General features: G+C 71.4%; 22 protein-coding genes and 1 pseudogene. 8 read left to right on the plus strand and 15 right to left on the minus strand.

Features of this window, described 5'->3' with window-relative positions; translation table 11 throughout:
* Window positions 1-34 precede the first annotated feature (34 nt).
* Window positions 35-769: an SDR family NAD(P)-dependent oxidoreductase gene (locus tag KY5_RS10045; protein ID WP_098241904.1), complete on the plus strand. Its 735-nt coding sequence runs from the start codon at window positions 35-37 to the stop codon at window positions 767-769.
* A gap of 14 nt (window positions 770-783) precedes the next feature.
* Here KY5_RS10045 and KY5_RS10050 read toward each other — a convergent pair whose 3' ends face one another.
* The 9 genes from KY5_RS10050 to KY5_RS10090 form a co-directional block, all read right to left on the minus strand.
* The gene (locus tag KY5_RS10050) at window positions 784-1,140 is read right to left on the minus strand and encodes a hypothetical protein (RefSeq protein ID WP_098241905.1); all 357 of its coding nucleotides are present in this window, start codon (window positions 1,138-1,140) and stop codon (window positions 784-786) included.
* 250 nt (window positions 1,141-1,390) lie between these two features.
* Window positions 1,391-2,500, minus strand: a complete 1,110-nt coding sequence (locus KY5_RS10055) for a hypothetical protein (RefSeq protein WP_234362679.1) — start codon at window positions 2,498-2,500, stop codon at window positions 1,391-1,393.
* 23 nt (window positions 2,501-2,523) lie between these two features.
* Window positions 2,524-2,751, minus strand: a complete 228-nt coding sequence (locus KY5_RS10060; RefSeq protein WP_098241906.1) for a hypothetical protein — start codon at window positions 2,749-2,751, stop codon at window positions 2,524-2,526.
* 156 nt (window positions 2,752-2,907) lie between these two features.
* Complete coding sequence (locus KY5_RS10065; protein ID WP_418952757.1) at window positions 2,908-3,741, minus strand: carbohydrate ABC transporter permease; 834 nt, start codon at window positions 3,739-3,741, stop codon at window positions 2,908-2,910.
* Complete coding sequence (locus KY5_RS10070; RefSeq protein ID WP_098241907.1) at window positions 3,738-4,730, minus strand: carbohydrate ABC transporter permease; 993 nt, start codon at window positions 4,728-4,730, stop codon at window positions 3,738-3,740. The genes KY5_RS10065 and KY5_RS10070 overlap by 4 nt, the downstream gene beginning before the upstream one ends.
* Before the next feature lie 48 nt (window positions 4,731-4,778).
* On the minus strand, window positions 4,779-6,044 hold the full coding sequence (locus KY5_RS10075) for a sugar ABC transporter substrate-binding protein (RefSeq protein ID WP_234362680.1): 1,266 nt from the start codon (window positions 6,042-6,044) through the stop codon (window positions 4,779-4,781).
* Window positions 6,045-6,394: 350 nt separating this feature from the next.
* Window positions 6,395-7,855: a glutamate synthase subunit beta gene (locus KY5_RS10080; protein WP_098241909.1), complete on the minus strand. Its 1,461-nt coding sequence runs from the start codon at window positions 7,853-7,855 to the stop codon at window positions 6,395-6,397.
* On the minus strand, window positions 7,848-12,419 hold the full coding sequence (gene gltB, locus KY5_RS10085) for a glutamate synthase large subunit (protein WP_234362681.1): 4,572 nt from the start codon (window positions 12,417-12,419) through the stop codon (window positions 7,848-7,850). Before gltB ends, KY5_RS10080 begins: the two co-directional genes overlap by 8 nt.
* 309 nt (window positions 12,420-12,728) lie before the next feature.
* Complete coding sequence (locus KY5_RS10090; protein WP_098241911.1) at window positions 12,729-13,460, minus strand: VIT1/CCC1 transporter family protein; 732 nt, start codon at window positions 13,458-13,460, stop codon at window positions 12,729-12,731.
* A gap of 257 nt (window positions 13,461-13,717) precedes the next feature.
* On the opposite strand from KY5_RS10090, the gene KY5_RS10095 reads away from it, so the two are divergent.
* The 7 genes and pseudogenes from KY5_RS10095 to KY5_RS10125 all read left to right on the plus strand — a co-directional run bounded on the left by KY5_RS10095 (window position 13,718) and on the right by KY5_RS10125 (window position 21,515).
* Window positions 13,718-14,731, plus strand: coding sequence for an ADP-ribosylglycohydrolase family protein (locus KY5_RS10095; RefSeq protein WP_098241912.1), 1,014 nt, complete (start codon window positions 13,718-13,720; stop codon window positions 14,729-14,731).
* Window positions 14,728-16,010: pseudogene (locus KY5_RS10100) on the plus strand (ADP-ribosylglycohydrolase family protein). Before KY5_RS10095 ends, KY5_RS10100 begins: the two are co-directional and overlap by 4 nt.
* Window positions 15,994-17,202 (plus strand): ADP-ribosylglycohydrolase family protein, encoded by a 1,209-nt coding sequence (locus KY5_RS10105; protein ID WP_098241913.1) that lies wholly within the window; start codon window positions 15,994-15,996, stop codon window positions 17,200-17,202. The pseudogene KY5_RS10100 and the gene KY5_RS10105 overlap by 17 nt, the downstream one beginning before the upstream one ends.
* Window positions 17,199-18,587, plus strand: coding sequence for an ADP-ribosylglycohydrolase family protein (locus KY5_RS10110; protein WP_098241914.1), 1,389 nt, complete (start codon window positions 17,199-17,201; stop codon window positions 18,585-18,587). Before KY5_RS10105 ends, KY5_RS10110 begins: the two co-directional genes overlap by 4 nt.
* Window positions 18,584-19,495, plus strand: coding sequence for a ribokinase (rbsK, locus tag KY5_RS10115; RefSeq protein WP_098241915.1), 912 nt, complete (start codon window positions 18,584-18,586; stop codon window positions 19,493-19,495). Before KY5_RS10110 ends, rbsK begins: the two co-directional genes overlap by 4 nt.
* A complete protein-coding gene (locus tag KY5_RS10120; RefSeq protein WP_098241916.1) occupies window positions 19,492-20,679 on the plus strand; it encodes a CaiB/BaiF CoA transferase family protein in 1,188 nt (395 codons plus the stop codon). The genes rbsK and KY5_RS10120 overlap by 4 nt, the downstream gene beginning before the upstream one ends.
* Entirely contained in the window at window positions 20,676-21,515 is an 840-nt protein-coding gene (locus KY5_RS10125; RefSeq protein WP_098241917.1) for an HpcH/HpaI aldolase/citrate lyase family protein, read from the plus strand. The genes KY5_RS10120 and KY5_RS10125 overlap by 4 nt, the downstream gene beginning before the upstream one ends.
* A gap of 104 nt (window positions 21,516-21,619) precedes the next feature.
* Here KY5_RS10125 and lgt read toward each other — a convergent pair whose 3' ends face one another.
* The 6 genes from lgt to trpC form a co-directional block, all read right to left on the minus strand.
* Window positions 21,620-22,582, minus strand: coding sequence for a prolipoprotein diacylglyceryl transferase (gene lgt / locus KY5_RS10130; protein WP_098241918.1), 963 nt, complete (start codon window positions 22,580-22,582; stop codon window positions 21,620-21,622).
* An 85-nt stretch (window positions 22,583-22,667) separates the two neighbouring features.
* A complete protein-coding gene (locus KY5_RS10135; protein WP_098241919.1) occupies window positions 22,668-23,453 on the minus strand; it encodes a DsbA family protein in 786 nt (261 codons plus the stop codon).
* Window positions 23,454-23,515: 62 nt separating this feature from the next.
* Entirely contained in the window at window positions 23,516-24,331 is an 816-nt protein-coding gene (trpA, locus tag KY5_RS10140; RefSeq protein ID WP_098241920.1) for a tryptophan synthase subunit alpha, read from the minus strand.
* Window positions 24,328-25,611 carry a tryptophan synthase subunit beta gene (gene trpB, locus KY5_RS10145; protein WP_098241921.1) on the minus strand — a complete coding sequence of 428 codons (1,284 nt, stop codon included), beginning with the start codon at window positions 25,609-25,611 and terminating at the stop codon, window positions 24,328-24,330. The genes trpA and trpB overlap by 4 nt, the downstream gene beginning before the upstream one ends.
* A gap of 151 nt (window positions 25,612-25,762) precedes the next feature.
* Window positions 25,763-25,909: a tryptophan biosynthesis modulator TrpM gene (gene trpM, locus KY5_RS42115; protein ID WP_199843006.1), complete on the minus strand. Its 147-nt coding sequence runs from the start codon at window positions 25,907-25,909 to the stop codon at window positions 25,763-25,765.
* 9 nt (window positions 25,910-25,918) lie between these two features.
* Window positions 25,919-26,728 (minus strand): indole-3-glycerol phosphate synthase TrpC, encoded by an 810-nt coding sequence (trpC, locus tag KY5_RS10150; RefSeq protein WP_098241922.1) that lies wholly within the window; start codon window positions 26,726-26,728, stop codon window positions 25,919-25,921.
* Window positions 26,729-26,865 lie beyond the last annotated feature (137 nt).

The following is a 26,865-nucleotide window of genomic DNA, read 5'->3' on the forward strand; positions in this document are numbered from 1 at the left end:
ACGACGGAGCGGCTCCCACCGCGGAGGAGGTCCCATGCGGTTCCACGGCCTGGACGGCAGGACGGTTCTGATCACGGGTGCGGGGCGCGGCCAAGGCGCGGCGGAGGCGCGGCTGTTCGCCGAGGCCGGGGCGCGGGTGGCGCTCACCGATGTGCGGGAGGAGGAGGGCAGGGAGGTCGCCGCGTCCCTGGGGGACCAAGGGGTGTTCGTCCGTCATGACGTCACGGACGCCAGAAGCTGGGCGTCGGCCGTGGCGGGCGCCCTCGACGCCTTCGGGCGCCTCGACGTCCTGGTGAACAACGCCGCGCTGTGGCGCACGGCGTCCGTCGAGGACGAGACGTACGAGAACTTCGAGACCCTGCTCCGGGTCAATCTGCTCGGGCCGTTCCTCGGCATCCAGGCGGTGCTTCCCGCGCTGAAGGAGGCGGGCGGCGGCTCGATCGTCAACGTCTCGTCGACGGCCGGTCTCGTCGGCATCGCGGGCCACGCGGCGTACGGGTCCTCGAAGTTCGGGCTGCGGGGGCTGACCCGGTCGTCGGCGCTCGATTTGGCGAAGCACCGGATCCGGGTCAACTCGGTCCATCCGGGTGCGATCGACACCCCGATGGTCGCCGCGGCCTCCGCCGGGCGGGACTGGTCGCATCTGCCGCTGGGCAGGATGGGCCGCCCGGAGGAGGTCGGCGAGCTGGTGCTGTTCCTGGCGTCGGACGCGTCGTCGTACGTCACGGGAGCGGAGTTCACCGTGGACGGCGGTTCGACGACGGGGTGAGCGCCGGGGGGGGCTCAGTGGCGGTCGGTCAGGAACACCGAGCGCAGCTTGAGGCGGTCCGTGGCGGGGTTCCCGTGCGGACGCAGCGTCCAGGAGTCACCCGTGCAGTTCGGCTCGGTGAACACCATGACCCACACGTCGGTGTCGTTGTGCGGGGCGAAAGCGGGCTCGGACGAGCCCGGGTCGGCGACCTCGGGAAGCACGACGCAGCCGGGGCTCTGCGGGTCTTGGAGGGTGGCCGACTGGGGTGTGCCGTCGAGACCGGTGAACCGGTAGGAGAAGTCGCCGGTGGCGGCGCTCGCCGAGGTCGGCAGGGTGATGACGAGGGCGAGGGCGCCGAGGGCGGCGGCGACGGTGGTGCGGAGGCGCATGAAGTCCTTTTCCGTAGGTGGGGTTGGCCGGGTCCGCCTGTGCCTTGCCCTCCGGGTGGGGCGGGGATGCGTGATGTCCCCCGGACGGGTCTGCCGCATCGATCCTGCCTGCGCCATTCGGGTGAGCGCCCCGTCAGGGGCGCGGGGAACTGCGCGCTCAGCGCGCGAAAAGCCGCAGCCGCGTCTGCGGGGATCTCGGCAGACGCGACTGCGGCTTGTTCGTGGTTGCTCGCGCAGTTCCCCGCGCCCCTTACGGGGCCTGTTCCTGAAACGCCGGGAGTTCGAAGATGCGGGTCTTCGCCTCGTCGTCCATCAGCTCGACGAGCGGCATGACCAGGTCCCACAGGTCCCGCTTGTCGACCTCGAGAGCGAGCGCGTCCAAGTCGGCCGAAGGCAACGCGCCCGCCGTGTCGGCGACCGTCTTGCGGGAATCCTCGGGGAGCACCTGGACGAGGGGCAGGAACTCCGCCCACAGGCCCGTGGCGACGACCGCGCGCACGACGCCCCCGAGCACGTCGGCACCGCGCAGCGACGGCAGCGCGGCGACGGCCCGGCGCTCGTCCTCGCCGAGGAGCGCGACCAGGGGCAGGAGGGACTCCCACAGGTCCTGCGCGGCCACCGTCGTCACCAGGGAGTCGAGCCGGTCCTGCGGCTGGGACGCGGCGAGCGAGGCGATGCGGCCGCGCTGTTCGCCGGTCACCATGCCTGCCACGGCGAGCGCCTCGGGCCACAGGTCCTCGCCCGCCGCCGACGCGATCACCGAGGCGAGCCGCTCGGGACCCATCAACTCGATTATCTGGCCCAGCCGTTCGGGCACGTCGATGGCGAAGCCGGTCCGCAGGACGGTGGCGTCGTCCACCTGCGGCAGGATGCGGCGCAGCGCGGAGTCCGGCAGATGGCCGACGAAGCGGCCCATCGTCAGGTGGTCGCCCCGCTCGGCGAGGGCCACCGCGATGCGGACGACGAGGTTCTCGTCGAGCCGGTCGACGATGCCCTTGATGCGGCGCGGGTCGAGGTGTCCGCAGGACTCGGCGGTGAAGGTCACCGGCAGCTTCTCGATGATGTCGGCGGCCCGCGCCGGTTCGAGGCGTCCCGCGACGGCCGCGGCGAGGCGCGGTCCGAGGGCCTTCTGCGAGATGGCGGCCGCGACTCCGGCGGGCACCAGTTTGGTCGCGGAGGCGATGCGGTCGAGCATCTCGGGGGCCCGGTCGAAGAGTGCCGCCACGCTCTGTTCGCGGAAGCGTCGTACGTCGTCGACGGGCAGGGTCCGCAGGAACGCGAGCGCGTCCGGCTCGACCTCCAGGAGGCGGGCGATCTTGAGGGTCTCGGCCCTGCCGCTGAGCTTGTCCATGGTGTCCATGCTTCGCTCCTCGCTCCGCTCGGCTATCGGAAGAGAATCCGGCGGACGGGTCCGCGGGCCAGCGCGGGCACCAGCTTCAGTGCCTCCTCGGCGGCCTCGTTGAGCCCCGCGGCCCTGCTCTCGCGCTGTCGCTTCAGCGCGTCGGCGAGCGTCGCCAGTTGGTCGGGCGCCAACTGCCCGAAGGACTCCGCCGGTTCGTCCCGCAGCTCCGCGCTCAGCTGCTCCCGTCGCTCCCGTGCTTCGGTGCTCATTCGGCCTCCCGCGGCGCCGTCAAGGGCTGGGTACGGCCCTGAGACTGGCCCCGAATTGACTTTTAGTCAATAGAGCGCGACCCGGCGGGCGAACGCGGAGGAGGCGCCAGGGGCCCCGTCGTACAGGACCCCGGACGCCTCCCGGAGAACAGCCGGTCAGCCCTTGACCGCACCTGCGGCGAGGCCGGAGCCGAGCTTGCGGTGGATGACCACGAAGAAGATCATCACCGGCAGCGTGACCAGCGTGGAGCTGGCCATGACCGGGCCCCAGGCCGTGGAGTTCTCACCGAAGAACTGGTAAATGCCCACGGCCGCCGTGTACTTGTCGCTGCCCTTCATGAACGTGTACGCGAAGACGAACTCGTTCCACGCCGTGATGAACGCGAAGATCGACGTGGCCACGAGCCCCGGCGCGACCAGCGGAAGCAGCACCGACCAGAACATCCTCGGCCAGGACGCCCCGTCGATGTAGGCGGCCTCCTCGACCTCCTTGGGGACGGTGGCGACGAAGCCGCGCAGCGTCCAGATCGCGAAGGGCAGCGAGAGCGCGATGTAGACGACGCTCAAGCCGAGCAGGGAGTTGAGCATGTCGTAGTCCCGCATCTGGATGAAGAGCGGGATGACCAGGGCTTCGAGCGGCACCATCTGCACGATCAGGATCATGATCAGTACGGAGGTGCGGAAGCGGAACTTGAAGCGCGCCACCGCGATGGCGGCGAAGAGCGAGAGCAGGCCCGCCGCGACGATCGTGGCGAGACCCACGAGCGCCGAATTCAGCAGGTACGTACCGAAGTTGCCCTTGTCGAAGACGTAGGTGAAGTGCTCGAAGCTGATGCCGCTCGGCAGCACGTCCGAGCCGCGCAGGGACGCCTTCGGGTCGAGCGCCGTGGAGATCATCCAGTAGACGGGGAAGAGCGTGAAGACCAGGAGCGCGGCGACCGCGACCGGGAGGCCGACGCGCGAGGCGAGTGTGGTGCGGCGGATGCTCACAGGTCCTCCTCCCCCTGCCGGAACAGCGTGCGGATGTAGACGACGGTGATGAGCAGGAGCAGCACGGTGAGCAGCACCGCGGCCGCGGCGCCCGTGCCGTAGTCGTTCTTGGCGAAGGCCTGGATGTAGGAGAAGACGCCGAGGTTGTAGACGTCCTCGTTGGAGCCGTCGCCGCCGGGTTGCAGATAGATCTGGGTGAAGACCTTGAAGTCCCAGATGGTGGAGAGGATGGTCACCACGAGGAAGACGGGCTTGATGGTGGGCACCGTGATGTTCCAGAACCGCTGCCAGGCGTTGGCGCCGTCCAACTCCCCCGCCTCGTACAGCTCCTTGGGGATCGTCATGAGTCCCGCGAGGACGGTGATGGCGACGAACGGGAACCCGTGGTGGATCACGTTCAGGGTCGCGATCGCGTAGAACGGGCCGCGCTCGGTGAACCAGTTGGTGGTCTCCGGGTCGATCAGGCCGAGCGATCCGGCGATCTGGCTGACCATGCCGTCCTGCGGCTGGAAGAGCCAGATCCAGACGTACGTCCCGGTCACCGCGGGCATCGCCCAGGCGGCGAGGATCGCGATCGAGCAGATGAGCCGCCAGAAGGCGCCGAGGCGGTTGAGGAGCAGCGCGACGAGCGTGCCGAGCGCGACGGTCAGGCCGACGCAGGCGATGGCGAAGAAGACGGTGTTGGGCAGGACCGTCTTCCACAGCAGGCTGCTGGAGAGCAGATCGGTGTAGTGGTCGAAGCCGGTGAACGTCCCGACGCCGCCGCCGAACTTCACCTCGTAGTCCTGCATCGAGAGCTTGCCGACCTGGATCAGCGGCCAGAGCAGCAGGCCCGCGAGGACCAGCAGGGAGGGTGCGAGCAGGAGCCAGGGGCGGGTGAGGGTGACGAGCTTCTTGCGGCGGCGGGCCGACTCGGCGCCGCCGTCGGACTTCGGGGGGCCGCGGCGGGCCGGAGCTTCCGGCCCGCCCTCGACGAGCGTCTCTTTCACGGTGTCGTGTCTTTCCCAGTGTCCTTCACGTGCCGAACTCGCCCCTGTCTACTTGTCCTTGGCGAAGATCGCGTCCATGTCCTTGGCGGCCTTGTCCGCGGCGTCCTTGACGGACGACTTGCCGGTGAGGATCGACTGGATCATGCCGGGGATGACCTTGGAGGCCTGGATCTCGCCGTACGCCTTGGTCTTGGGGACGGTCGCGCCGGCCTCCAGCATCTGCTTGGCGAACGGCTCGACCAGCGGGTCCTTCTTGGCCTCGATCTTCTTCAGCTCGGAGTTCTGACCGGGGAAGTAGTTGGTCTGCTCGGCCCACTTGGCGGCGAACTCGCCGGTGGTCAGCATCTTCACGAACTCCCAGGCGAGGTCCTTCTTGTCCGTGTTGAAGGTGGACAGGTAGGAGCCGCCGAGGAAGGACTTGCTCATGCCGCCGTTCTCCCCCGGAATCGGGACGGCGCCGAGCTTGCCCTTGAGGTCCTTGTTGGCGTCGACGATGGCCTTCGGGGTCCAGTTGCCGCCGACCGACATCGCGATCTCGCCCTTGTTCCAGGCGTCGCCGACCTCCTTCTCCGTCCAGGTGTTGACCTTGGCGGGAGAGACCTTGTCCTTGGTGGCGAGGCCCGTGTAGTACTCGATGCCCTTGATGGCCTCGGGCGAGTTGACGCCGGACTTCCACGTGCCGCCGGACTCGGTGGCGAGCTCGCCGCCCGCGCCCCAGATGAAGGGGGCCGCGAACATCTCGGCACCGCCCGCCACCGGGAAGGAGACCATCTTCGGCTCCTTCTCCTTGAGCGTCTTGGCGGTCGCCTCCAGCTCCTTCCACGTGGTCGGGGCCTTCAGGTCGTGCTTCTCGAAGATGTCCTTGCGGTAGACGATCGAGCGGACACCCGCGTACCACGGCATGCCGTACTGCTTGCCGTCGAGCGTGCCCGCGTCCTTGAGGCCCTCGACGAGGTCGTCGTTGAGGCCGGACTCCTTGACCTTGTCCGTGACGTCGACGAGACCCCCGGTCTCGGCGAACTGCGGCACCCAGGTCGTGCCGACCTCGGCCACGTCGGGCACCTGGTCCTCGCCGCCCTCGATGGCGGTGGTGAACTTCTTCTGCGCGGTGGCCCACTGCTGGTACTCGACGTGGATCTTGGCGCCGGTCTTCTTCTCGAAGGCCGCCCCGGCCTCCTTGAAGAACGGCCGCGCGTCGGGGTTGGTCCCCTCCATGATCCATACGGTCAGGGTCTTGCCCTTGCCGTCGGTGGCCTTGTCACCCGAGTCGCCGTCATCCCCACCGCACGCCGTGGCGGTCAGTCCGAGACTCATGGCGATACAACCAGCGGCGATGACACGTCGATTCATGCCGGCCCCCTCCAGGTTCCGATAGGTGGGAGCGATTGTGGTCACACCTGACCTAGGCGGTCTAGACCCATTGGGATAAGCGGCCGAACCGTAATGAGGGTTGCGGGTGACGCAACATGCGCTCATGCCATTGCGCACCATGCAACGCGTGCGTCACGGCGGCGCGTGGTGCGGGCCCGGCGCGTACCGACAGGAACAGGCCGAAACGCGACGACGCCCGCCTCCGTCCGGTCGGGGACAAAGCGGGCGCCGCGTCAGTTCCGCACACCGTTGTGCGGGACGAATGAGGGGTCGTACGGAAAGAACCGTACGGGCTAGACCGTCAGGGCACGGTCCGTCGGACGGATCGGGGCCGGAAGATCACTCGCACCGGTGAGGAAACTGTCCACACCGCGTGCCGCCGAGCGGCCCTCGGCGATCGCCCACACGATGAGCGACTGGCCGCGGCCCGCGTCACCGGCCACGAAGACACCGGGCACGTTCGTCTGGAAATCGGCGTCGCGCGAAACGTTGCCGCGCTCGTCGAGCTCCAGGGCGAACTGGTCCACCAGGCCGTTCTCGCGGTCCGTGCCCGTGAAGCCCATCGCGAGCGTCACCAGCTGGGCCGGGATCCTGCGCTCCGTGCCCGGCTTCTGGGTCAGCTTGCCGTCGACGAACTCCACCTCGACCAGGTGCAGGAACTGGACGTTGCCGTCCTCGTCGCCCTCGAAGTGCGTGGTCGAGACGGAGTAGACCCGCTCGCCGCCCTCCTCGTGCGCGGAGGTCACCTTGTAGAGCATCGGGAAGGTCGGCCAGGGCTGGCCCGCGGCCCGCTCCTCGCCCGGCTTCGGCATGATCTCCAGCTGCGTCACGGAGGCCGCGCCCTGGCGGTGGGCGGTGCCCACGCAGTCCGCGCCCGTGTCGCCGCCGCCGATGACGACGACGTGCTTGCCCTCGGCCGTGATGGGGGGCGCCACGAAGTCGCCCTCCTGGACCTTGTTGGCGAGCGGCAGGTACTCCATGGCGAAGTGGATGCCGTTCAGGTCGCGTCCCGGCACCGGCAGGTCGCGGGAGATGGTCGAGCCCGCGGCGATGACCACGGCGTCGTAGCGCTTGCGCAGCTTGGCCGCGTCGATGTCGCGGCCGATCTCCACGCCCGTACGGAACTTGGTGCCCTCCGCGCGCATCTGCTCGATGCGGCGGTTGATGTGCCGCTTCTCCATCTTGAACTCGGGGATGCCGTAGCGCAGCAGGCCGCCGATGCGGTCGGCGCGCTCGTAGACGGCGACCGTGTGGCCCGCCCGGGTCAGCTGCTGGGCGGCGGCGAGGCCCGCCGGGCCCGAGCCGATGACGGCGACGGTCTTGCCGGAGAGCCGCTCGGGCGCCTGCGGGGCGACGTCACCGGTCTCCCACGCTTTGTCGATGATGGAGACTTCGACGTTCTTGATGGTGACGGCCGGCTGGTTGATGCCGAGCACGCACGCCGCCTCGCACGGGGCCGGGCAGAGCCTTCCTGTGAACTCCGGGAAGTTGTTGGTGGCGTGCAGCCGCTCCTGCGCGGCCTGCCAGTCCTCGCGGTAGGCGTAGTCGTTCCACTCGGGGATGAGATTCCCGAGCGGACAGCCGTTGTGGCAGAACGGGATGCCGCAGTCCATGCAGCGCGAGGCCTGCTGGGAGATGATCGGGAGGAGCGAGCCGGGAACGTAGACCTCGTTCCAGTCCTGGACGCGCTCGCCGACCGGGCGGGTCTGCGCGACCTCGCGGCCGTGGTTCAAAAAGCCCTTGGGATCAGCCATTGGTCGCCGCCTCCATCATCTTCTCGGTGATCTCGGACTCGGAGAGTCCAGCTCGCTCGGCGGCGTCCTTGGCGGCGAGCACTGCCTTGTACGTACTGGGGATGATCTTGCTGAAGCGGTCCACGGACACGGCCCACTCGGCAAGGAGCTTCTCGGCGACGGTCGAGCCCGTCTCCTCCTGGTGGCGGCGCACGACGTCGTGCAGCCACTGCTTGTCGGTCTCGTCGAGGGGCTCGACGGCCGCCAGGTTCCCCGCGTTGACGTTGTCGCGGTCGAGGTCGATCACGTACGCGATGCCGCCCGACATGCCGGCCGCGAAGTTGCGGCCCGTCTCGCCGAGGATCACCGCGTGGCCGCCGGTCATGTACTCGCAGCCGTGGTCGCCCACGCCCTCGGAGACGACCGTCGCGCCGGAGTTGCGGACGCAGAAGCGCTCGCCGGTGCGGCCGCGCAGGAACAGCTCGCCGCCGGTCGCGCCGTACGCGATGGTGTTGCCCGCGATCGTCGAGTACTCGGCGAGGTGGTCGGCGCCCCGGTCTGGACGGACCACGACGCGGCCGCCCGAAAGGCCCTTGCCCACGTAGTCGTTGGCGTCGCCCTCCAGGCGCAGCGTCACGCCGCGCGGCACGAACGCGCCGAAGGACTGGCCGGCGGAGCCGGTGAAGGTGATGTCGATGGTGTCGTCCGGCAGGCCCGCGCCGCCGAACTTCTTCGTCACCTCGTGGCCGAGCATCGTGCCGACCGTGCGGTTGATGTTGCGGATGGCGACCTGGGCGCGCACCGGGTGCGCCTCCGTCGCGCTGGACGCGGCGAGGGCGTCGGCGGCGAGCTTGATCAGCTCGTTGTCGAGCGCCTTCTCCAGGCCGTGGTCCTGGACGGTGACCTGGTGCCGGACGGCGCCCTTGGGCAGCGAAGGCACGTGGAAGAGCGGCTCCAGGTCCAGGCCCTGCGCCTTCCAGTGGCTGACGGCCTTCTCCGTGTCGAGCAGCTCGGCGTGGCCGACGGCCTCCTCGATGGAGCGGAAGCCGAGCTCGGCGAGGATCTCGCGGACCTCTTCGGCGATGAACTCGAAGAAGTTGACGATGTACTCGGCCTTGCCGGAGAAGCGCTCGCGCAGCGCCGGGTTCTGCGTGGCGATGCCGACCGGGCAGGTGTCCAGGTGGCAGACGCGCATCATGACGCAGCCGGAGACGACGAGCGGCGCGGTGGCGAAACCGAACTCCTCGGCGCCGAGGAGCGCGGCGATGATGACGTCGCGGCCGGTCTTGAGCTGGCCGTCGGTCTGCACCACGATGCGGTCGCGCAGGCCGTTGAGCAGCAGGGTCTGCTGGGTCTCGGCGAGGCCGAGCTCCCAGGGGCCGCCCGCGTGCTTGAGCGAGGTCAGCGGCGACGCGCCGGTGCCGCCGTCGTGTCCGGAGATGAGGACGACGTCCGCGTGCGCCTTGGAGACGCCCGCGGCGACCGTGCCGACGCCGACCTCGGAGACCAGCTTCACGTGGATCCGCGCCTGCGGGTTCGCGTTCTTCAGGTCGTGGATCAGCTGGGCGAGGTCCTCGATGGAGTAGATGTCGTGGTGCGGCGGCGGCGAGATGAGGCCGACGCCGGGCGTCGAGTGACGCGTCCTGGCGACCCACGGGTAGACCTTGTGGCCGGGCAGCTGGCCGCCCTCGCCGGGCTTGGCGCCCTGCGCCATCTTGATCTGGATGTCGTCGGCGTTGACGAGGTACTCGCTGGTCACGCCGAAGCGGCCGGAGGCGACCTGCTTGATGGACGAGCGGCGCGCCGGGTCGTACAGGCGCTCCGGGTCCTCGCCGCCCTCACCGGTGTTGGACTTGCCGCCCAGCTGGTTCATGGCGATGGCGAGCGTCTCGTGCGCCTCGCGGGAGATCGAGCCGTACGACATGGCGCCGGTCGAGAACCGCTTGACGATCTCGGAGACCGGCTCGACCTCGTCGATCGAGATCGGCTTGCGGTCCGCCGACTTGAAGCCGAACAGGCCGCGCAGCGTCATCAGGCGCTCGGACTGCTCGTTCACGCGGCCCGTGTACTGCTTGAAGATGTCGTAGCGGCGGCTGCGCGTGGAGTGCTGGAGGCGGAAGACCGTGTCCGGGTCGAACAGGTGCGGCTCGCCCTCGCGGCGCCACTGGTACTCGCCGCCGATGTCCAGGGCGCGGTGCGCCGAGGGGATGCCGGACGCCGGGTACGCCTTGGCGTGCCGGGCGGCGACCTCCTTGGCGACGACGTCGAGCCCCGCGCCGCCGATCTTCGTCGTGGTGCCGCTGAAGTACCGCTCCACGAAGGACGCGTCGAGGCCGACGGCCTCGAAGACCTGGGCGCCCCGGTAGGAGGCGACCGTGGAGATGCCCATCTTGGACATGACCTTCAGGACGCCCTTGCCGAGGGCGTAGATCAGGTTGCGGATGGCCTGCTCGGGCTCGATGCCGGGCAGGAAGGTGCCCGCGCGGACGAGGTCCTCGACGGACTCCATCGCGAGGTAGGGGTTGACGGCGGCCGCGCCGTAGCCGATGAGGAGGGCCACGTGGTGGACCTCGCGCACGTCGCCCGCCTCGACGAGCAGGCCCACCTCGGTGCGCTGCTTCGTACGGATGAGGTGGTGGTGGACGGCGGCGGTGAGCAGCAGCGAGGGGATCGGCGCGTGCTCGGCGTCGGAGTGCCGGTCGGAGAGCACGATGAGGCGGGCGCCCGCCTCTATGGCGGCGTCGGTCTCGGAGCAGATCTCGTCGATGCGGGCGGCGAGCGCGTCGCCGCCGCCACCGACGCGGTAGAGGCCGGAGAGCGTCGCGGCCTTCATGCCGGGCATGTCGCCGTCGGCGTTGATGTGGATGAGCTTGGCCAGCTCGTCGTTGTCGATCACCGGGAAGGGCAGGGTGACGCTTCGACAGGACGCCGCGGTCGGGTCGAGCAGGTTGCCCTGCGGGCCCAGCGAGGAGTGCAGCGAGGTGACGAGCTCCTCGCGGATGGCGTCGAGCGGCGGGTTGGTGACCTGCGCGAACAGCTGCGTGAAGTAGTCGAAGATCAGCCGCGGGCGTGCGGAGAGGGCGGCGATCGGGGTGTCCGTGCCCATGGAACCGAGCGGCTCGCCGCCGGTCTTGGCCATCGGCGCGAGGATGACGCGCAGCTCTTCCTCGGTGTAGCCGAAGGTCTGCTGGCGGCGCGTGACGGAGGCGTGCGTGTGCACGATGTGCTCGCGCTCGGGCAGGTCGGAGAGCTCGATCTCGCCCGCCTCCAGCCACTCCTGGTACGGGTTCTCGGCGGCGAGCGCGGCCTTGATCTCGTCGTCCTCGACGATGCGGTGCTCGGCGGTGTCGACGAGGAACATGCGGCCGGGCTGGAGGCGGCCCTTGCGGACGACCTTGGCCGGGTCGATGTCGAGGACGCCGACCTCGGAGCCGAGGACGACGAGTCCGTCGTCGGTGACCCAGTAGCGTCCCGGGCGCAGGCCGTTGCGGTCGAGAACGGCACCCACCTGCGTACCGTCGGTGAACGTCACGCACGCCGGGCCGTCCCAGGGCTCCATCATCGCGGAGTGGTACTGGTAGAAGGCGCGTCGCGCGGGGTCCATGGAGGCGTGGTTCTCCCAGGCCTCCGGGATCATCATCAGGACGCTGTGCGGCAGCGAACGCCCACCGAGGTGCAGGAGTTCGAGCACCTCGTCGAAGGACGCGGAGTCGGAGGCGTCGGGCGTGCAGATCGGGAAGATCCGGTCGAGCTTCTCCGTGCCGAAGAGGTCCGAGGCGAGCTGCGACTCACGGGCGCGCATCCAGTTGCGGTTGCCCTTGACGGTGTTGATCTCACCGTTGTGCGCGACGAAGCGGTAGGGGTGCGCGAGCGGCCAGCTCGGGAACGTGTTCGTCGAGAAGCGGGAGTGGACCAGGGCGACGGCCGTGGCGAAACGGCGGTCGGAGAGGTCGGGGAAGAAGGGTTCGAGCTGGCCGGTGGTCAGCATGCCCTTGTAGACGATCGTGCGGGAGGAGAGCGAGGGGAAGTACGTCCCCGCCTCGCGCTCGGCGCGCTTGCGCAGCACGAACGCCTTGCGGTCGAGCTCCAGGCCCGCGCTGTCGCCGTCGGCGACGAAGACCTGCCGGAAGACGGGCATCGTCGAGCGTGCGGTGGCGCCCAGCAGCTCGGGGGCGACGGGGACGTCGCGCCAGCCGAGGACGGTCAGGCCCTCCTCGGAGGCGATCGTCTCGATCTGCGAGACGGCGGCGTCCGTGGTGCCCGCGGTGTCCACCGGCAGGAAGGCGATGCCGACGGCGTAGGCACCGGCGTCGGGGAGGTGGAATCCGGCCACCTCGCGCAGGAAGGCGTCCGGCACCTGGAGCAGGATGCCCGCGCCGTCGCCGGAGTCCGGCTCGGACCCGGTGGCGCCGCGGTGCTCGAGGTTGCGCAGTACCGTCAGCGCCTGTTCGACCAGTTCATGGCTGGCAACACCGGTGAGGGTGGCCACGAACCCGACACCACAGGCGTCGTGTTCGTTACGGGGGTCGTACATCCCCTGGGGGGCGGGGCGACCGTCCATGGGCGACCAGGCGTGGGTACGCATCGGCACTCCCGTCGTCGTCGTGGCATATGCGGCAAAGCGAGGGACGACGTTGGCCCTGGCGAAATTTCGTGCAGGTTACATGATGGAACGCTTCTCGAAAAGCGGATAGCTCATTCCACCATGTGGACACCGCCCGCTGAGGTGGGGAGCGGCGGAGAGGGGACCTTTGCGGACAGATCGATGACCGGAGGCCCAGCGCGGCACGAGCCTCATTGCCCGCAGCGCTTACGGCTCATGCCCGGTGGTCATGGAATCGAAACCGCCGAGTAACGGCTACTTATACAAGGTCCCGTATAGCCCTGCACGGCCTTATCCTACGGCGGTCCCGAACAAGCTGCCCAGGGCGTACGTCACACCGGCGGCCGCACCGCCGAGCGCGAGCTGCCGCAGCCCGCTGAACCACCACGAGCGCGCCGTCACCTTGGCCACCACGGCACCGCACGCGAAGAGCCCGATCATGGCGAGGAGCAGGGCGGGCCAGAGCACGGTCGCGCCGAGCAGGTACGGCAGTACGGGAAGCAGCGCGCCCAGCGCGAACGAACCGAACGAGGAGACCGCGGCGACGGTCGGCGAGGGAAGGTCGCCCGGGTCGATGCCGAGCTCCTCGCGGGCGTGGATCTCCAGGGCCTGCTCGGGATCCTTGGACAGCTGCCTGGCGACCTCGCGGGCCAGCTCGGGCTCGACGCCCCGCGAGGCGTACAGCTCGGCGAGCTCCCGCTCCTCGTCCTTGGGGTGCTTGCGCAGCTCCCGGCGCTCGATGTCCAGTTCGGCCTGGACGAGCTCGCGCTGCGAGGCGACGGAGGTGTACTCCCCCGCGGCCATCGAGAAGGCACCGGCGGCGAGCCCCGCGAGGCCGGTGATGACGATCGTCTCCCGCGAGACGGCGCCGCCCGCGACACCGGTCATCAGGGCCAGGTTCGAGACGAGGCCGTCCATCGCGCCGAAGACCGCGGGGCGCAGCCAGCCGCCGTTCACGTCCCGGTGGGTGTGGTTGTCGCGGTGCGCCTCGTGCAGTGTCGCTTCGTTCTCGATGATCGCCATGGTCGGCCCCCTCTTGCGTGCTTGGACAGCCTCGAAAGTACGCGCGAAAAAAATCCCCCGCCAGCAAGGAAGGCCGTACTTACCTGCGAAAACGCGCCGCACGAAGGGGTCCGGCGGGGCCCTCGCGTCACCCGGACCGGCCCCTCTCGACGAGCGAAGGAGTGATCTGAGCTCAGGTGTGCTCGTGTGAGCGCACCGCGTGGCAGACATGCTCCAAGCACCGCGCCCCGCGGTCCCGCGCTCAAGGGAGGCACGCCATGCCGACCACCGCACGCGTTCCCTCGGTCCCGCCGCCCGGCGACGCCGACGACCTCCGCGAACGGGCGCGCGGCGCGCTGCTCGGCCTGGCGGTCGGCGACGCGCTCGGCGCCCCCGCCGAGAACATGAAGCCGTCCGAGATCCGCCGCCGTTGGGGCCGCATCACCGGATACGTCGCCGAGCACCCGGCGGGCACGGACGACACCGAGTACGCGATCTTCTCCGGGCTGCTGCTCGCCCGGCACGGCTCCGCCCTGACGGTCGCGCACGTCGAGACCGCCTGGCACCAGTGGATCGCGGACCTGGACGAAGGCCCGTTCCGCGGCGCGGGGTTCAGCGAGCGCGGCACCCTGGAGAACCTGCGCAGGGGCCTCGCCGCCCCCATCTCCGCCCAGCACCGGCACGCGTGGAGCGACGGCCTCGCGATGCGGGCCGCGCCCTTCGGCGTCTTCGCGGCGGGCCGCCCGCGCGAGGCGGCCCGCCTCGTCGCGATCGACGGCTCGGTCAGCCACGACGGCGAGGGCATCTACGGCGGCCAGGCGGTGGCGGCGGGCGTCGCGGCGGCCATGGCGGGCGCGCGGGTCGACGCCGTGGTGGCGGCGGCGCTCGCCGCGATCCCCGACGACTGCTGGACCTCCCGCTCGCTGCGCCGCGCGGTGGCGGTCGCCGACCGGGGCGAGCGCGCGGTCCGCTCCGCGGTGGTGATCGGCGGGTACCCCTGGACCGACCTCGCCCCCGAGGCGGTGGGCCTCGCCTTCGGGGCGTACGCGGCGGCGCGCGGCGACTTCGCCGCGGCCGTCCTGACCGCGGTCAACATGGGCCGCGACGCGGACACGACGGCGGCGGTGGCGGGCGCGCTCTCCGGCGCCACGTGCGGCGCCTCGGCGATCCCCCTCGACTGGTCGGGGGCGATCGGCCCGGCGCGCGGCAGCTGCCTCCCGTCGATGCGCGGCCATCACGTACTGGACATCGCGGAGTTGCTGACACCGGACTCCGAGGAGGGAGAAGCGTGAGGACCACTGTGGGCAATCGTGCCGCAGGGCGAGTGGGGTCTCCCCTGGTCGAGCGAAGCCGAGAGCTTGGGGAAGGGTGGGCGCAGCCCCCGTCGCCGAGCACCGCTCAAGGGGGCACCAGCCAACTCACGGAAGGGCTCCTACTGGGCCTGTCCGCAGGCGACGCCGCCGGTTGGCCCGCGGCAAGGCACAGAGCAGCCCGCATGCCCGAGTGGACACGAAGACTCACCCGCGAACTCGACACCTTCGCGGAACAGAACGCCACCACCACCCTCCCCGTCCCCATCGCCCTGAACCAGCCACCCGAGCCCCTGCGCCTCGGCCCGTCGGACGACGCCGAATGGGCGGCCTTCACCGCCGAGTCCCTGCTCCGCGCCGCGGACGGCACCCTCGGCACGGCGCTGGGCGCGGACCGCCGCGTACGGGCCACCCTCGACCTCTCCTGGAACACCCTCGCCGCCGAAGTCTCCGCGGCAGCGGCCCGCGCCCCCGAGGTCGAATCGGCGGTGCTCCCGCTGCGCGCCCGCATCTCCGTGCGGGCGGGCCTCGGCAACCTCGCGCGGGCCTGCGCCCGCCCGCCACCGGCCACGACAACCCGCACTACTTCGACGACGCCGCCTGTGTACGCGCCTGCGTGCTGGCCCTCGTCCACCCGGGACGACCCGAACAGGCCGCCGCCCTCGCGGAGTTCGACGCCCGCTACACCCAGGACGGGGACGGGGTGCACGGCGCCCGCGCGATGGCGGCGGCGATCGCGGCCGCGCTCGGCGGTGCCGACGTCGACACCGCGGTGGACAGCGCGCTCGAACAGCTCCCCGAGCACACGGAGATCGGCCGCAACGCCCGCCACGCCGTCAAGCTCGCCCGCGCCGAGGCCACCCAGGACGACGGCGGCGCCTTCGCCCTCGTACCGCTCCTCGAACATCAGATCGTCGACCACGTCTACAGCTACGGCATCGCCGCCGCCGAGACCGTCCCCGTCGCCCTCGCCCTGACCACCGCGGCACGCGGCCGCATCCACGAGGCGGTGCCCGCCGCCGCGTGCCTGTCCCGCGTCGCCGACTCCGCGCCCGCCCTCGCCGGGGCGCTGACCGGCACGCTCGGCACGGCCGCCGCGATCCCCGAGAGCTGGCGTGCCGCCTGCCGCACCCTGTCCGGCTGCGCGCTCCCCCACCTCGTGGGCACCGACCTGGTGGAACTCGCCGGACAGTTGAGCCGCGCGGAACCCACGGAACCGACCACTCCAGATGGACAATTCCGACATGACGCCCACACCTAGCACTCCGGCATCCAGCGCCCCGGGACCCGGCGCTCCGACGCCCGGCAGCCCGGATCTGGCGGACCGCATCACCGGCAGCCTCGTCGGAGCGGCGGTCGGCGACGCGCTCGGCGGTCCCGTCGAGGGGTACGCCCCCGAGCAGATCGCCGAGCGGCACGGCGGCCGCGTCCGGGGCGTCGTCGGCCCCTGGAACGGCGACCGGTGGCGCACCGCACGGCCCATCGCGCCGTACCACAAGGGCGACGGCCACGTCACCGACGACACCTTGATGACGCACGCCCTCGTCCGCGTCTACGACACCGTCCGCGATCACCTCGACGCGTACGCGGTCGCCGACCACCTGGTCCCCGACCTGATGACGACGCCCCGCTGGATCCCCGAACTGGAGGCCGAGGCGATCCCCCTGCACCGGATCTTCCTCGCCGAGAAGTGGCTCGCCGCCCGGCTCCACTACGGCCACGTCGACCCGCGCGAGGCGGGCACCGGCAACATCGTCAACTGCGGTGCGGCGATGTACATGGCGCCGGTCGGCCTGGTCAACGCGGCGAACCCGGCGGCCGCCTACGCCGAGGCGCTCGACGTCGCGGGCGCCCACCAGTCGTCGTACGGCCGCGAGGCGGCGGGCGTCTTCGCGGCGGCGGTCGCGGCGGCCTGCGCGCCGGGCGCGACCCCGGACTCGGTGATCGGCACCTGCCTGGACCTGGCGAAGGACGGGACGCGCGCGGCGATCGAGGCGGTGGCCGAAGCGGCGGCGCCGCACCGCGACTTCGAGACGGCGCTGGCCCCGCTGCGCGCGGCGGTCGCCCCGTTCGACACCGTCGGCCCCGACTACCGCGCCCCCTCCCTCGGCGCCCGCCGCCCCTCCCGGCTGCACTCCATCGAGGAACTCCCCATCGCCCTCGGCATGCTCCTGGTCGGCGAGGGCGACTACCGCCGCACGGTCCTCGGCTCGGTCAACTACGGCAGGGACTGCGACTCCATCGCGACGATGAGCGGCGGACTCGTGGGCGCCCTGCGCGGCGAGGCGGCAATCCCGCGCGAGTGGTCCAAGACGGTGTCCGAGGCGAGCCGCCTCGACCTGCACGCCCCGGCGCGAGTCCTCACGGACGTGGCGCGCGAAGTCTTCACCCGCGACGTACGTCACCGCCGCGCCCACGAATCCGCCTTCGCGTCGCTCACGGCCGCCCGGTGATCCGCCTGACCTGGGTCCAGCCGGAGGACCTGATCGGCCACGAGCTCCGACAGGCGGAACTGGAGGGCCGTGACGTCGCATCGGTACGTTCGCGCTGGCTGACGGCGGGCGGCCACGAGGCACCTGCTCGCGCGGGCGCGTCCCCTGGTCCGACCCCGGCCCACCTCAGAGCCCTGGCGGAACAACTCCTGGACGAACTGGCGGCGGCTGCCCCGTTGTGGGCAGGCGGGCCGCAGGGCGAGTGGGGTCTCCCCTGCTCGAGCGAAGCCGAGAGCTTGGGGAAGGGTGGGCACAACGCCCCGTCGCCGAGTGCCGATACGACGACACAGGAGCTGCTCCCACGCCTCCACGCAGCCTGGCTGGGCAGAGCAGCCGGATGCCTCCTGGGCAAGCCGGTCGAGAAGCTCCCCCTGGACGGCATCAGAAGCCTCGCCAAGGCCACAGGCAACTGGCCCTTGCGCACATGGTTCACGGAAAGAGGCGTCCCACCCGCACTGAGGGCCACGTACCCCTGGAACAAGCGCTCCGCAAAGACCTCCCTCGCCGAGAACATCGACGGCATGCCGGAGGACGACGACCTCAACTACCCCCTCCTCAACCTCATCCTCCTCCAGCGCCACGGAAAGACCTTCACCACCACGGACGTGGCACGGCTCTGGCTGGACGAACTCCCCGCGGGCCGCACCTTCACCGCCGAACGCGTCGCGTACCGCAACCTCCTCACCGGCATCGAGCCCCCGCGCACCGCCACCCACCGCAACCCGTTCCGCGAGTGGATCGGCGCCCTGATCCGCGCCGACGTGCACGGCTGGACCAACCCCGGCGACCCGGCCGCGGCCGCCGCACAGGCCCACCGCGACGCGACCCTGACCCACACGGCGAACGGCGTCCACGGCGCGGAGTTCGCCGCGGCCACCATCGCCGAGGCGGCGGCAGGACGCGGCGACGTGCACCACTGCCTGCGGGCCGGGCTCTCCGTCGTACCGCCCCGGTCGCGGCTCGCCCTCGCCGTCCGGCACGGGATCCAACTGGCCGAGGAGGAGCGGGACTTCGACCGCGTGGTCGACCGGCTGCACGCCGCCCACGCCGACCACCACTGGGTCCACGTCATCCCCAACGCCGCCCTGCTCGCCGCCGCCCTCACCCACGCCGACGGCGACTTCACCGGCTCCCTCACCCGCGCGGTCTCCGGCGGCTGGGACACCGACTCCAACGGCGCGACCGCGGGGTCCGTCGCGGGCCTGCTCGCCGGTCGCCCGGACAGGATCCCGGACCACTGGACGGCCCCGCTCAAGAACCGACTCGCCACGTCCATCGGCGACTTCGACGGCATCGGCTTCGACACCCTCGCAGAACTCACCGCCCGGGAGGCGCACCGCTCATGACCCCCACGCCCCACATCGCCGTCCTCGGCAGCGCCAACATGGACCTCGTCGCGTACGTCGCGAAGGCCCCGCAGCGCGGCGAGACCGTGACGGGACGCGAGTTCCGCACGGTCCCCGGCGGCAAGGGCGCCAACCAGGCCGTCGCCGCGGCCCGCGCGGGCGCCACCGTCTCCATGATCGGTGCGGTCGGCACCGACGCCCACGGCACCCGGCTCCGGTCGGCGCTCGAACACTCCGGCGTCGACACCGACCTGCTGCGCACCGTCGAGACGGCGACCGGCACCGCGCACATCGTGGTCGACGACGACGGAGGCAACTCGATCGTCGTCATCCCCGGCGCCAACGGCACGCTGACCGCGCTCGCCCCCGGCGACGAGGGCCTGATCGCCTCGGCCGACGCACTCCTTCTCCAACTGGAGGTCCCGCTCGACGGCGTCCTCGCCGCCGCGCAGGCCGCCCGACGGCACGGCGTACGCACGGTGCTCACCCCGGCCCCCGCGCAGCCCCTGCCGCCCGAACTCCTCGCGGCCACCGACCTGTTGCTGCCCAACGAGCACGAGGCGGCCGCGCTCACCGGCATCGCCGACGACCCGCGTGCGGCGGCCGGGGCGCTCCTCTCCCAGGTCCCCGAGGTCGTGATCACCCTGGGTTCGCGGGGCAGTCTGTACGCGGCCCGTGGCGCCGATCCCGTCGTGGTGCCCGCGCGCCGGGTCACCGCGGTCGACACGACGGGCGCGGGCGACACCTTCGCGGGCACCCTCGCCGTGGCGCTCGCCGAGGGCAACTCCGTTGCCGACGCGCTCGGTTGGGCCTCGGCGGCGGCCGCGCTCTCCGTCCAGCGGACCGGCGCGTCGGCCTCCATGCCGTACCGCTCGGAGATCGACGGCGAGGCGCAGGTCGCCTCATGACGCCTCCGCTGACCGGCCTGCGCGTCCTCGACCTGGCCACCCTCTTCGCGGGGCCGCTCGCCGCCACGATGCTCGGCGACTTCGGCGCGGAGGTCATCAAGGTCGAGCACCCCACCCGTCCCGACCCCTCGCGCGGCCACGGCCCCTCCAAGGACGGCGTCGGCCTGTGGTGGAAGCTGCTCGGCCGCAACAAGCGCACGATGACGCTCGACCTGTCGTCGCCCGGCGGCCGCGACACGCTGCTCCGCCTGGCCGCCACCGCCGACGTCGTCGTCGAGAACTTCCGCCCCGGCACCCTGGAGAAGTGGGACCTGGGCTGGCCCGAACTGAGCGCGGCCAACCCCCGTCTGGTCCTCGCCCGCGTCACCGGCTTCGGCCAGTTCGGCCCGTACGCGCACCGCCCCGGCTTCGGCACGCTCGCGGAGGCGATGAGCGGTTTCGCCGCGATCACCGGCGATCCCGAAGGCCCGCCGACGCTCCCGCCGTTCGGGCTCGCCGACGCGATCGCGGGCCTCGCGACGGCGTACGCGGTGATGACGGCGCTCGCGGGGCGCGACCGCACGGGCCGCGGCCAGGTCGTCGACATGGCGATCATCGAGCCGATCCTCACGGTCCTCGGCCCCCAGCCGCTCTGGTACGACCAGTTGGGCCACGTACAGCCCCGCACCGGCAACCGCTCCGCCAACAACGCGCCCCGCAACACCTACCGCACGGCGGACGGCGGTTGGGTCGCCGTCTCCACCTCGGCCCAGTCCGTCGCGGAGCGCGTCATGCGTCTGGTCGGCCGCCCCGAACTGATCGCCGAACCGTGGTTCGCTTCGGGCGCCGACCGCGCGCGGCACGCGGACGTCCTCGACGAGGCCGTGGGCTCCTGGATCGCCCGCCGCACCCGCGCCGAGGTGATCGACGCCTTCGAGAAGGCCGAGGCGGCGGTCGCCCCCGTCCAGGACGTACGCGATGTCATGACAGACCCCCAGTACGCGGCCCTGGACACGATCACCACGGTCCAGGACCCCGAACTCGGCCCCCTGCGCATGCAGAACGTCCTCTTCCGCCTCTCCGAGACCCCCGGCGCGATCACCTGGGCGGGCCGCCCGCACGGCGCGGACACGGACGCGGTCCTCACCGAGCTCGGCCTGACGGAACGGGAGATCACCACGCTGCGCAAGGAGGGCGCCCTGTGACCGCTCCACACCCCCTGACCTGGCTGTACGTCCCCGGGGACCGTCCCGGTGTGGTGGCCAAGGCGCTCCTCGCGGGCGCCGACGTGGTGATCGTCGACCTGGAGGACGCGGTCGCCCCCGACCGCAAGGAGTACGCCAGGTCGGCCACCGCCGAACTCCTCGCGGAGCCCCCTCCCGTCCCCGTGCACGTCCGCGTGAACGCCCTGGACGGTCCGCTCGCCGAGGCCGACCTGCGCGCGATCGCCCCGCTCCCCGGCGTCGCCGGGCTGCGGCTGCCCAAGGTCACCTCGCGCGCCGACGTCATCCGGGTCGCGGAACGCGCGGCCCCCGCCGACGGCGGCGCCCCCGCCCTCCACGCCCTCATCGAATCGGCGCTCGGCCTGGAGCACGCCTTCGCCATCGCCACCGCGCACCCCGCCCTGCACGGCCTCTCCATCGGCGAGGCGGACCTCCGCGCCGACCTGGGCGTACGCGAGGAGGTGGGGCTGGACTGGGCGCGCTCGCGCGTGGTGGTGGCCGCGCGCGCGGCGGGTCTGGCCCCGCCCGCCCAGTCGGTCCACCCGGACATCCGCGACCTCGAAGGGCTCGCCGCGTCCTGCGCCCGGGGCCGCGCGCTCGGCTTCCTGGGCCGGGCGGCGATCCACCCCCGCCAACTCCCGGTGATCGAACGGGCCTACCTGCCCACTCCCGAGGAGGTCGAACGCGCCGAGGAGATCACCAAGGCGGCGACGACGGACGAGGGAGCACTGGCCCTGCCGGACGGCCGCTTCGTGGACAGGGCGGTGGTGGAGGGCGCGCGCCGAACCCTGGCCCTGTCCCTGTCCCGCAGGGGCTGACCTCTGTTCTGCCGCGACGGCGATCCGCCCCCACCGCCAACGCGACGGGGCCGCCGGATCCCATGATCCGGCGGCCCCGTCGACGTACAGACGCTGAGAGAACGTCAGCTCTTCTCGGCCGACTCCGCCGCGTCCTCCGCGGGTTCCTTCTTCTCGGCCGCGGGCTCCTTCTTGTCCGCCGCGGGCTCCTTCTTGTCCGCCGCGGGCTCATCCGCAGAGGCATCGTCCCCGTCCACCTCGCCGGAGGCGACCGCGGCGGGTTCGACGATCTCTTCGCGGCCGGGGCGGATCTTCGCCGAGACCACGAGGTAGACGACCGCGAGCACGAAGACCACGATCGCGGTCCACACGTTGAGGCGGACGCCCAGGATGTGGTGGGCGTCGTCGACGCGCATGTACTCGATCCAGGCGCGCCCCGCGCAGTACGAGGCGACGTACAGCGCGAACGCCCGGCCGTGCCCGAGCTTGAAGCGGCGGTCGGCCCAGATGACCAGGACGGCGACGCCGACGCACCACAGCGACTCGTACAGGAAGGTCGGGTGGTACGTGCCGGGGACCCGGCCGTCCTCCGCCGAGGTGATCTTCAGGGCCCACGGCACGTCCGTGGCCTTGCCGTACAGCTCCTGGTTGAACCAGTTGCCCCAGCGGCCGATCGCCTGGGCGAGCGCGATGCCGGGGGCCAGCGCGTCGGCCCAGGCGGGGAGCGGGATGCCGCGCCGACGACAGCCGATCCACGCGCCGACCGCGCCGAGTGCGATCGCGCCCCAGATGCCGAGGCCGCCCTCCCAGATCTTGAAGGCGTCGACCCAGTCACGGCCCTCGCTGAAGTACAGCTGGTAATCCGTGATCACGTGGTAGAGCCGCCCGCCGACGAGGCCGAACGGCACGGCCCACACGGCGATGTCGGCCACGGTGCCGGACTGGCCCCCGCGGGCGACCCACCGCTTGTTGCCGAGCCAGACGGCCACGAAGACGCCGATGATGATGCAGAACGCGTAGCCGCGCAACGGAATGGGGCCGAGATCGACCACACCGCGCGACGGACTGGGAATGAAGGCAAGGTCCATGGCAGGTCCGACGCTACCGTGCCGGGCGGCGGGGACGGCAATCAGCCCGGCTACGGGTCCGTAACGGGAGCGTCGGCGGCGGGCGCTAGCCCTTGTTCGCGTCCTCCACCATCTTCTTCAGCTTCGCGGGGGTCAGCGGGTTCTGCTGGTCGCCGAAGATGTCCTTGCCGTCGAGCCGCACCGTCGGCGTGCCCCGCAGCTTGGCGTCCTGGAAGGCCTTGTTGGACGCGGTGGCCCAGCTGTCGTGCTTGCCGTCCTCGACGCACTTCTTGAAGGAGTCCGTGACGAGCCCGTCCACCTGGCCCGCGAGCTCGATCAGCTTGGCGTTCTTGCTGAACGCGTCGTCGGCTTCCTCGGGCTGGTTCTTGTAGAGGACGTCGTGGTACGGAGGGAACTTGCCCGCGTCCTGGGCGCAGCCCGCCGCGTTGGCCGCGCGGAGCGAGCCGCTGCCGCCGAGGTTCTTGTCGATCAGCGTGGCCAGGTGGTACTCGACCTTGAGCTGGCCCTTGTCGGCGAGCTCGTGGATGGTCGAGCGGTACGCGTCCTCGAACTGCTTGCAGGCCGGGCAGCGGAAGTCCTCCCAGATGTCGAGGGTAGACTTGGCGCTCCCCTTGCCGAGCGGGAGCGACAACTGGTCCTTGCCGTTCGCCCCCTTGGGCACGACGACGGGGCCCGACGACGTGTCGCTCGTGTCGTCACCACCGGAATTGGCGGCGAGCAGGCCCACCACCGCGGCGAGGCCGAGCACACCGACCACCGCGGCTCCGACGACCAACCCTCTGCGCTGCTTGTCGCGGGCCTTCTGCCGCTCTCGCTCTTCCGCCAGCCGCTCGCGGGCCGATCGCTTTCCCTCACGGTTCTTCTCACTCACACCCCGCCAACGAACCGGGGAGGCACGAGCGTGCCTCCCCGGTCCGAATCCACCCGTACGGGTTATGCCTTGCCGCGCACACCGTCCGCGAGTTCGCCCGCGAGCGCCCGCACGGCGGCGAGCCCCGCCTGCTCGTCCTCGGCGTCGAGCATCCGCTGGACGAAGGCCGAGCCGACGATCACGCCGTCGGCGAAGCCCGCGACCTCGGCGGCCTGGCGGGCGTTGGAGACGCCGAGCCCGACGCAGACCGGCAGGTCCGTGGTGGCCTTGGTGCGCCCCACCAGCTCCTGCGCCTGTTCACCGACGGAGGCGCGGGTGCCGGTGACGCCCATCAGGGACGCCGCGTAGACGAAGCCGGAACCGGCCGCGGTGATCGTGGCGAGCCGCTCGTCCTTGCTGCTCGGCGCGACCACGAAGACCGTCGCCAGGCCGTGCTTGTCGGCGTGCTCCCTCCAGAGCGCCGACTCCTGGACGGGCAGGTCGGGCAGGATGCAGCCCGCGCCGCCCGCCTCGGCGAGTTCGGCGGTGAAGCGCTCCACGCCGTAGCGGTCGATCGGGTTCCAGTACGTCATGACGAGCACCGGCTTGCCGGTGGCCTCGAAGGCCTCGCGGACCGTGCGCATGACGTCGCGGATCTTGAGGCCGCCGCGCAGCGCGATGTCGTCGGCGGTCTGGATGACGGGGCCGTCGAGCACCGGGTCGGAGTGCGGCAGGCCCACCTCGACCACGTCCGCGCCGCCGTCGAAGGCGGCCTTGACCGCCGCGATGCCGCCGTCCACGGTCGGGAACCCGGCCGGGAGATAGGCGATGAGCGCGGACCTGCCCTCGGCCTTCGCGGCCGCGAGGGTGTCGTCCAACAGGTTGATGTTGCCGCTCACTTGGCGTCCCCCTCGATCTCCGCGGTGGCCGCCGCGTCCGCCTCGACGGCGGCGTCCGTGTCGTACAGGCCGAAGTAGCGCGCGGCCGTGTCCATGTCCTTGTCGCCGCGCCCGGAGAGGTTGACGACAATCAGCCCCTCCGTGCCGAGCTCCTTGCCGATCTCCAGCGCGCCCGCGAGCGCGTGCGCGGACTCGATGGCCGGGATGATGCCCTCGGTCCTGGAGAGGAGCCGCAGGGCCTGCATCGCCGCGTCGTCGGTGACCGCGCGGTACTCGCCGCGGCCGCTGTCCTTGAGGTAGGCGTGCTCGGGGCCGATGCCGGGGTAGTCGAGTCCGGCCGAGATCGAGTAGGGCTCGGTGATCTGGCCCTCCTCGTCCTGGAGGACGTAGCTGCGGGAGCCGTGCAGGATGCCGGGCTCGCCCGCGGTCAGCGTGGCCGCGTGTTCTCCGGTCTCCACGCCGTGCCCGGCGGGCTCGCAGCCGATGAGGCGGACGTCCGCGTCGGGGATGAAGGCGTGGAAGAGGCCGATAGCGTTGGAGCCGCCGCCCACGCAGGCGACGGCGGCGTCGGGCAGCCGTCCCGCGCGCTCCAGGATCTGCCGCCTGGCCTCGACGCCGATGACGCGGTGGAAGTCGCGGACCATGGCGGGGAAGGGGTGCGGGCCCGCGACGGTGCCGAAGAGGTAGTGCGTGCGGTCCACGTTGGCGACCCAGTCGCGGAACGCCTCGTTGATGGCGTCCTTCAGGGTGCGGCTGCCGGACTTCACGGCGACGACCTCGGCGCCCAGCATGCGCATCCTGGCCACGTTGAGTGCCTGGCGCTCGGTGTCGATCTCGCCCATGTAGATGGTGCATTCGAGGCCGAAGAGCGCGCAGGCGGTGGCCGTGGCGACGCCGTGCTGGCCCGCGCCGGTCTCGGCGATCACGCGGGTCTTGCCCATGCGCTTGGTGAGCAGGGCCTGGCCGAGCACGTTGTTGATCTTGTGCGAGCCGGTGTGGTTCAGGTCCTCGCGCTTGAGGAAGATCCGTGCGCCGCCCGCGTGTTCCGCGAAGCGGGGCACCTCCGTGAGGCTGCTGGGGCGGCCGGTGTAGTTGACGAGCAGGTCGTCGAGTTCGCGGGCGAACTCGGGGTCGTGCTTGGCCTTCTCGTACTCGACGGCGACCTCGTCCACGGCGGCGACGAGGGCCTCCGGGATGAACTTGCCGCCGAACGCGCCGAAGTAGCCGTCTTCGTTGGGCACTTGGCTGGACGAGTCGGGAATGAAGAACTCGCTGGGCATGCGGAAACCTCGCGTTGACGTTGCACTGGGCCTGGACGGTGTTCGCCTTGGCGCCGTTGCTGGTCAGGCTTCTGTTGCGACCGCGGCCCGACGTGGGCTTGTCGCGCAGTTCCCCGCGCCCCTTACGGGGCGCTGATCAGCTCGGCGGCGCTCAGGCGCCGCCCTGCCATCGCATGCCGGGGATCTGGCCCGGTTCCGCGCCGATGTGGTACCTGACCCGCCTGCCCCTGACGCGCCGTGCGGGCGCGCGGCAGCCGCGGGGGCGGCAGCCGGGGGCGAGGCGGGCGAAGGCGGTCATCGGGGTGGGTCAGCTCCGTCCGTGGCGCAGGGCCGGGTGGGCGCCCGCGGCGACCAGGTCGGAGACCGCGCCCCTCGGGTCGCGCCCGGTGACCAGGGACTCGCCCACGAGCACCGCGTCGGCGCCCGCGTTGGCGAAGGCGATGAGGTCGTGCGGCCCGCGCACGCCGGACTCGGCGATCTTGACGACGCTGTCCGGCAGCTCCGGCGCGACCCGCTCGAAGGTGGAGCGGTCGACCTTGAGGGTCTTGAGGTCACGGTTGTTGACGCCGATGACGCGGGCGCCCGCGTCCACGGCGCGCTCGGCCTCGTCCTCGTCGTGCACCTCGACGATCGGCGTGAGGCCGATCGATTCGGCACGCTCGATGAGGGACTCCAGGGCGGGCTGCTCCAGGGCGGCCACGATGAGCAGCGCGAGGTCCGCGCCGTACGCCCTGGCCTCCCACAGCTGGTAGGAGGTGACGATGAAGTCCTTGCGGAGCACCGGGATGTCGACCTTGGCGCGGACGGCCTCCAGGTCGGCGAGCGAACCGCCGAAGCGGCGCTCCTCGGTGAGCACGGAGATGACGGCGGCGCCGCCCGCCTCGTAGTCGGCGGCGAGCCCCGCGGGGTCGGCGATCGCGGCGAGCGCGCCCTTGGAAGGGCTGGAGCGCTTGACCTCGCAGATGACCTTGACGCCGTCGCCGCGCAGGGCTGCCGCGCCGTCCTTGGCCGCGGGCGCCTTGGCCGCGCGCTCCTTGAGCTCGTCGAGGCTGACGCGCGCCTGCCGCTCCGCGAGGTCGGCACGGACTCCGTCGATGATCTCGTCGAGCACACTCACGCGAGCGGCCCCCTTCCTGACAGTTGAGCTGACGGTCAAGCTAGTCACTGCGATGGTATCCGCAGGAGGGCGAAGGCTCCGCATCCGGTTGACGAGAGTCCCACGACCTGGACAGTCGGCACGCCCGTGACCTGTGT

It is taken from the genome of Streptomyces formicae (genome assembly GCF_002556545.1).
Taxonomy (GTDB): Bacteria; Actinomycetota; Actinomycetes; order Streptomycetales; family Streptomycetaceae; genus Streptomyces; species Streptomyces formicae_A.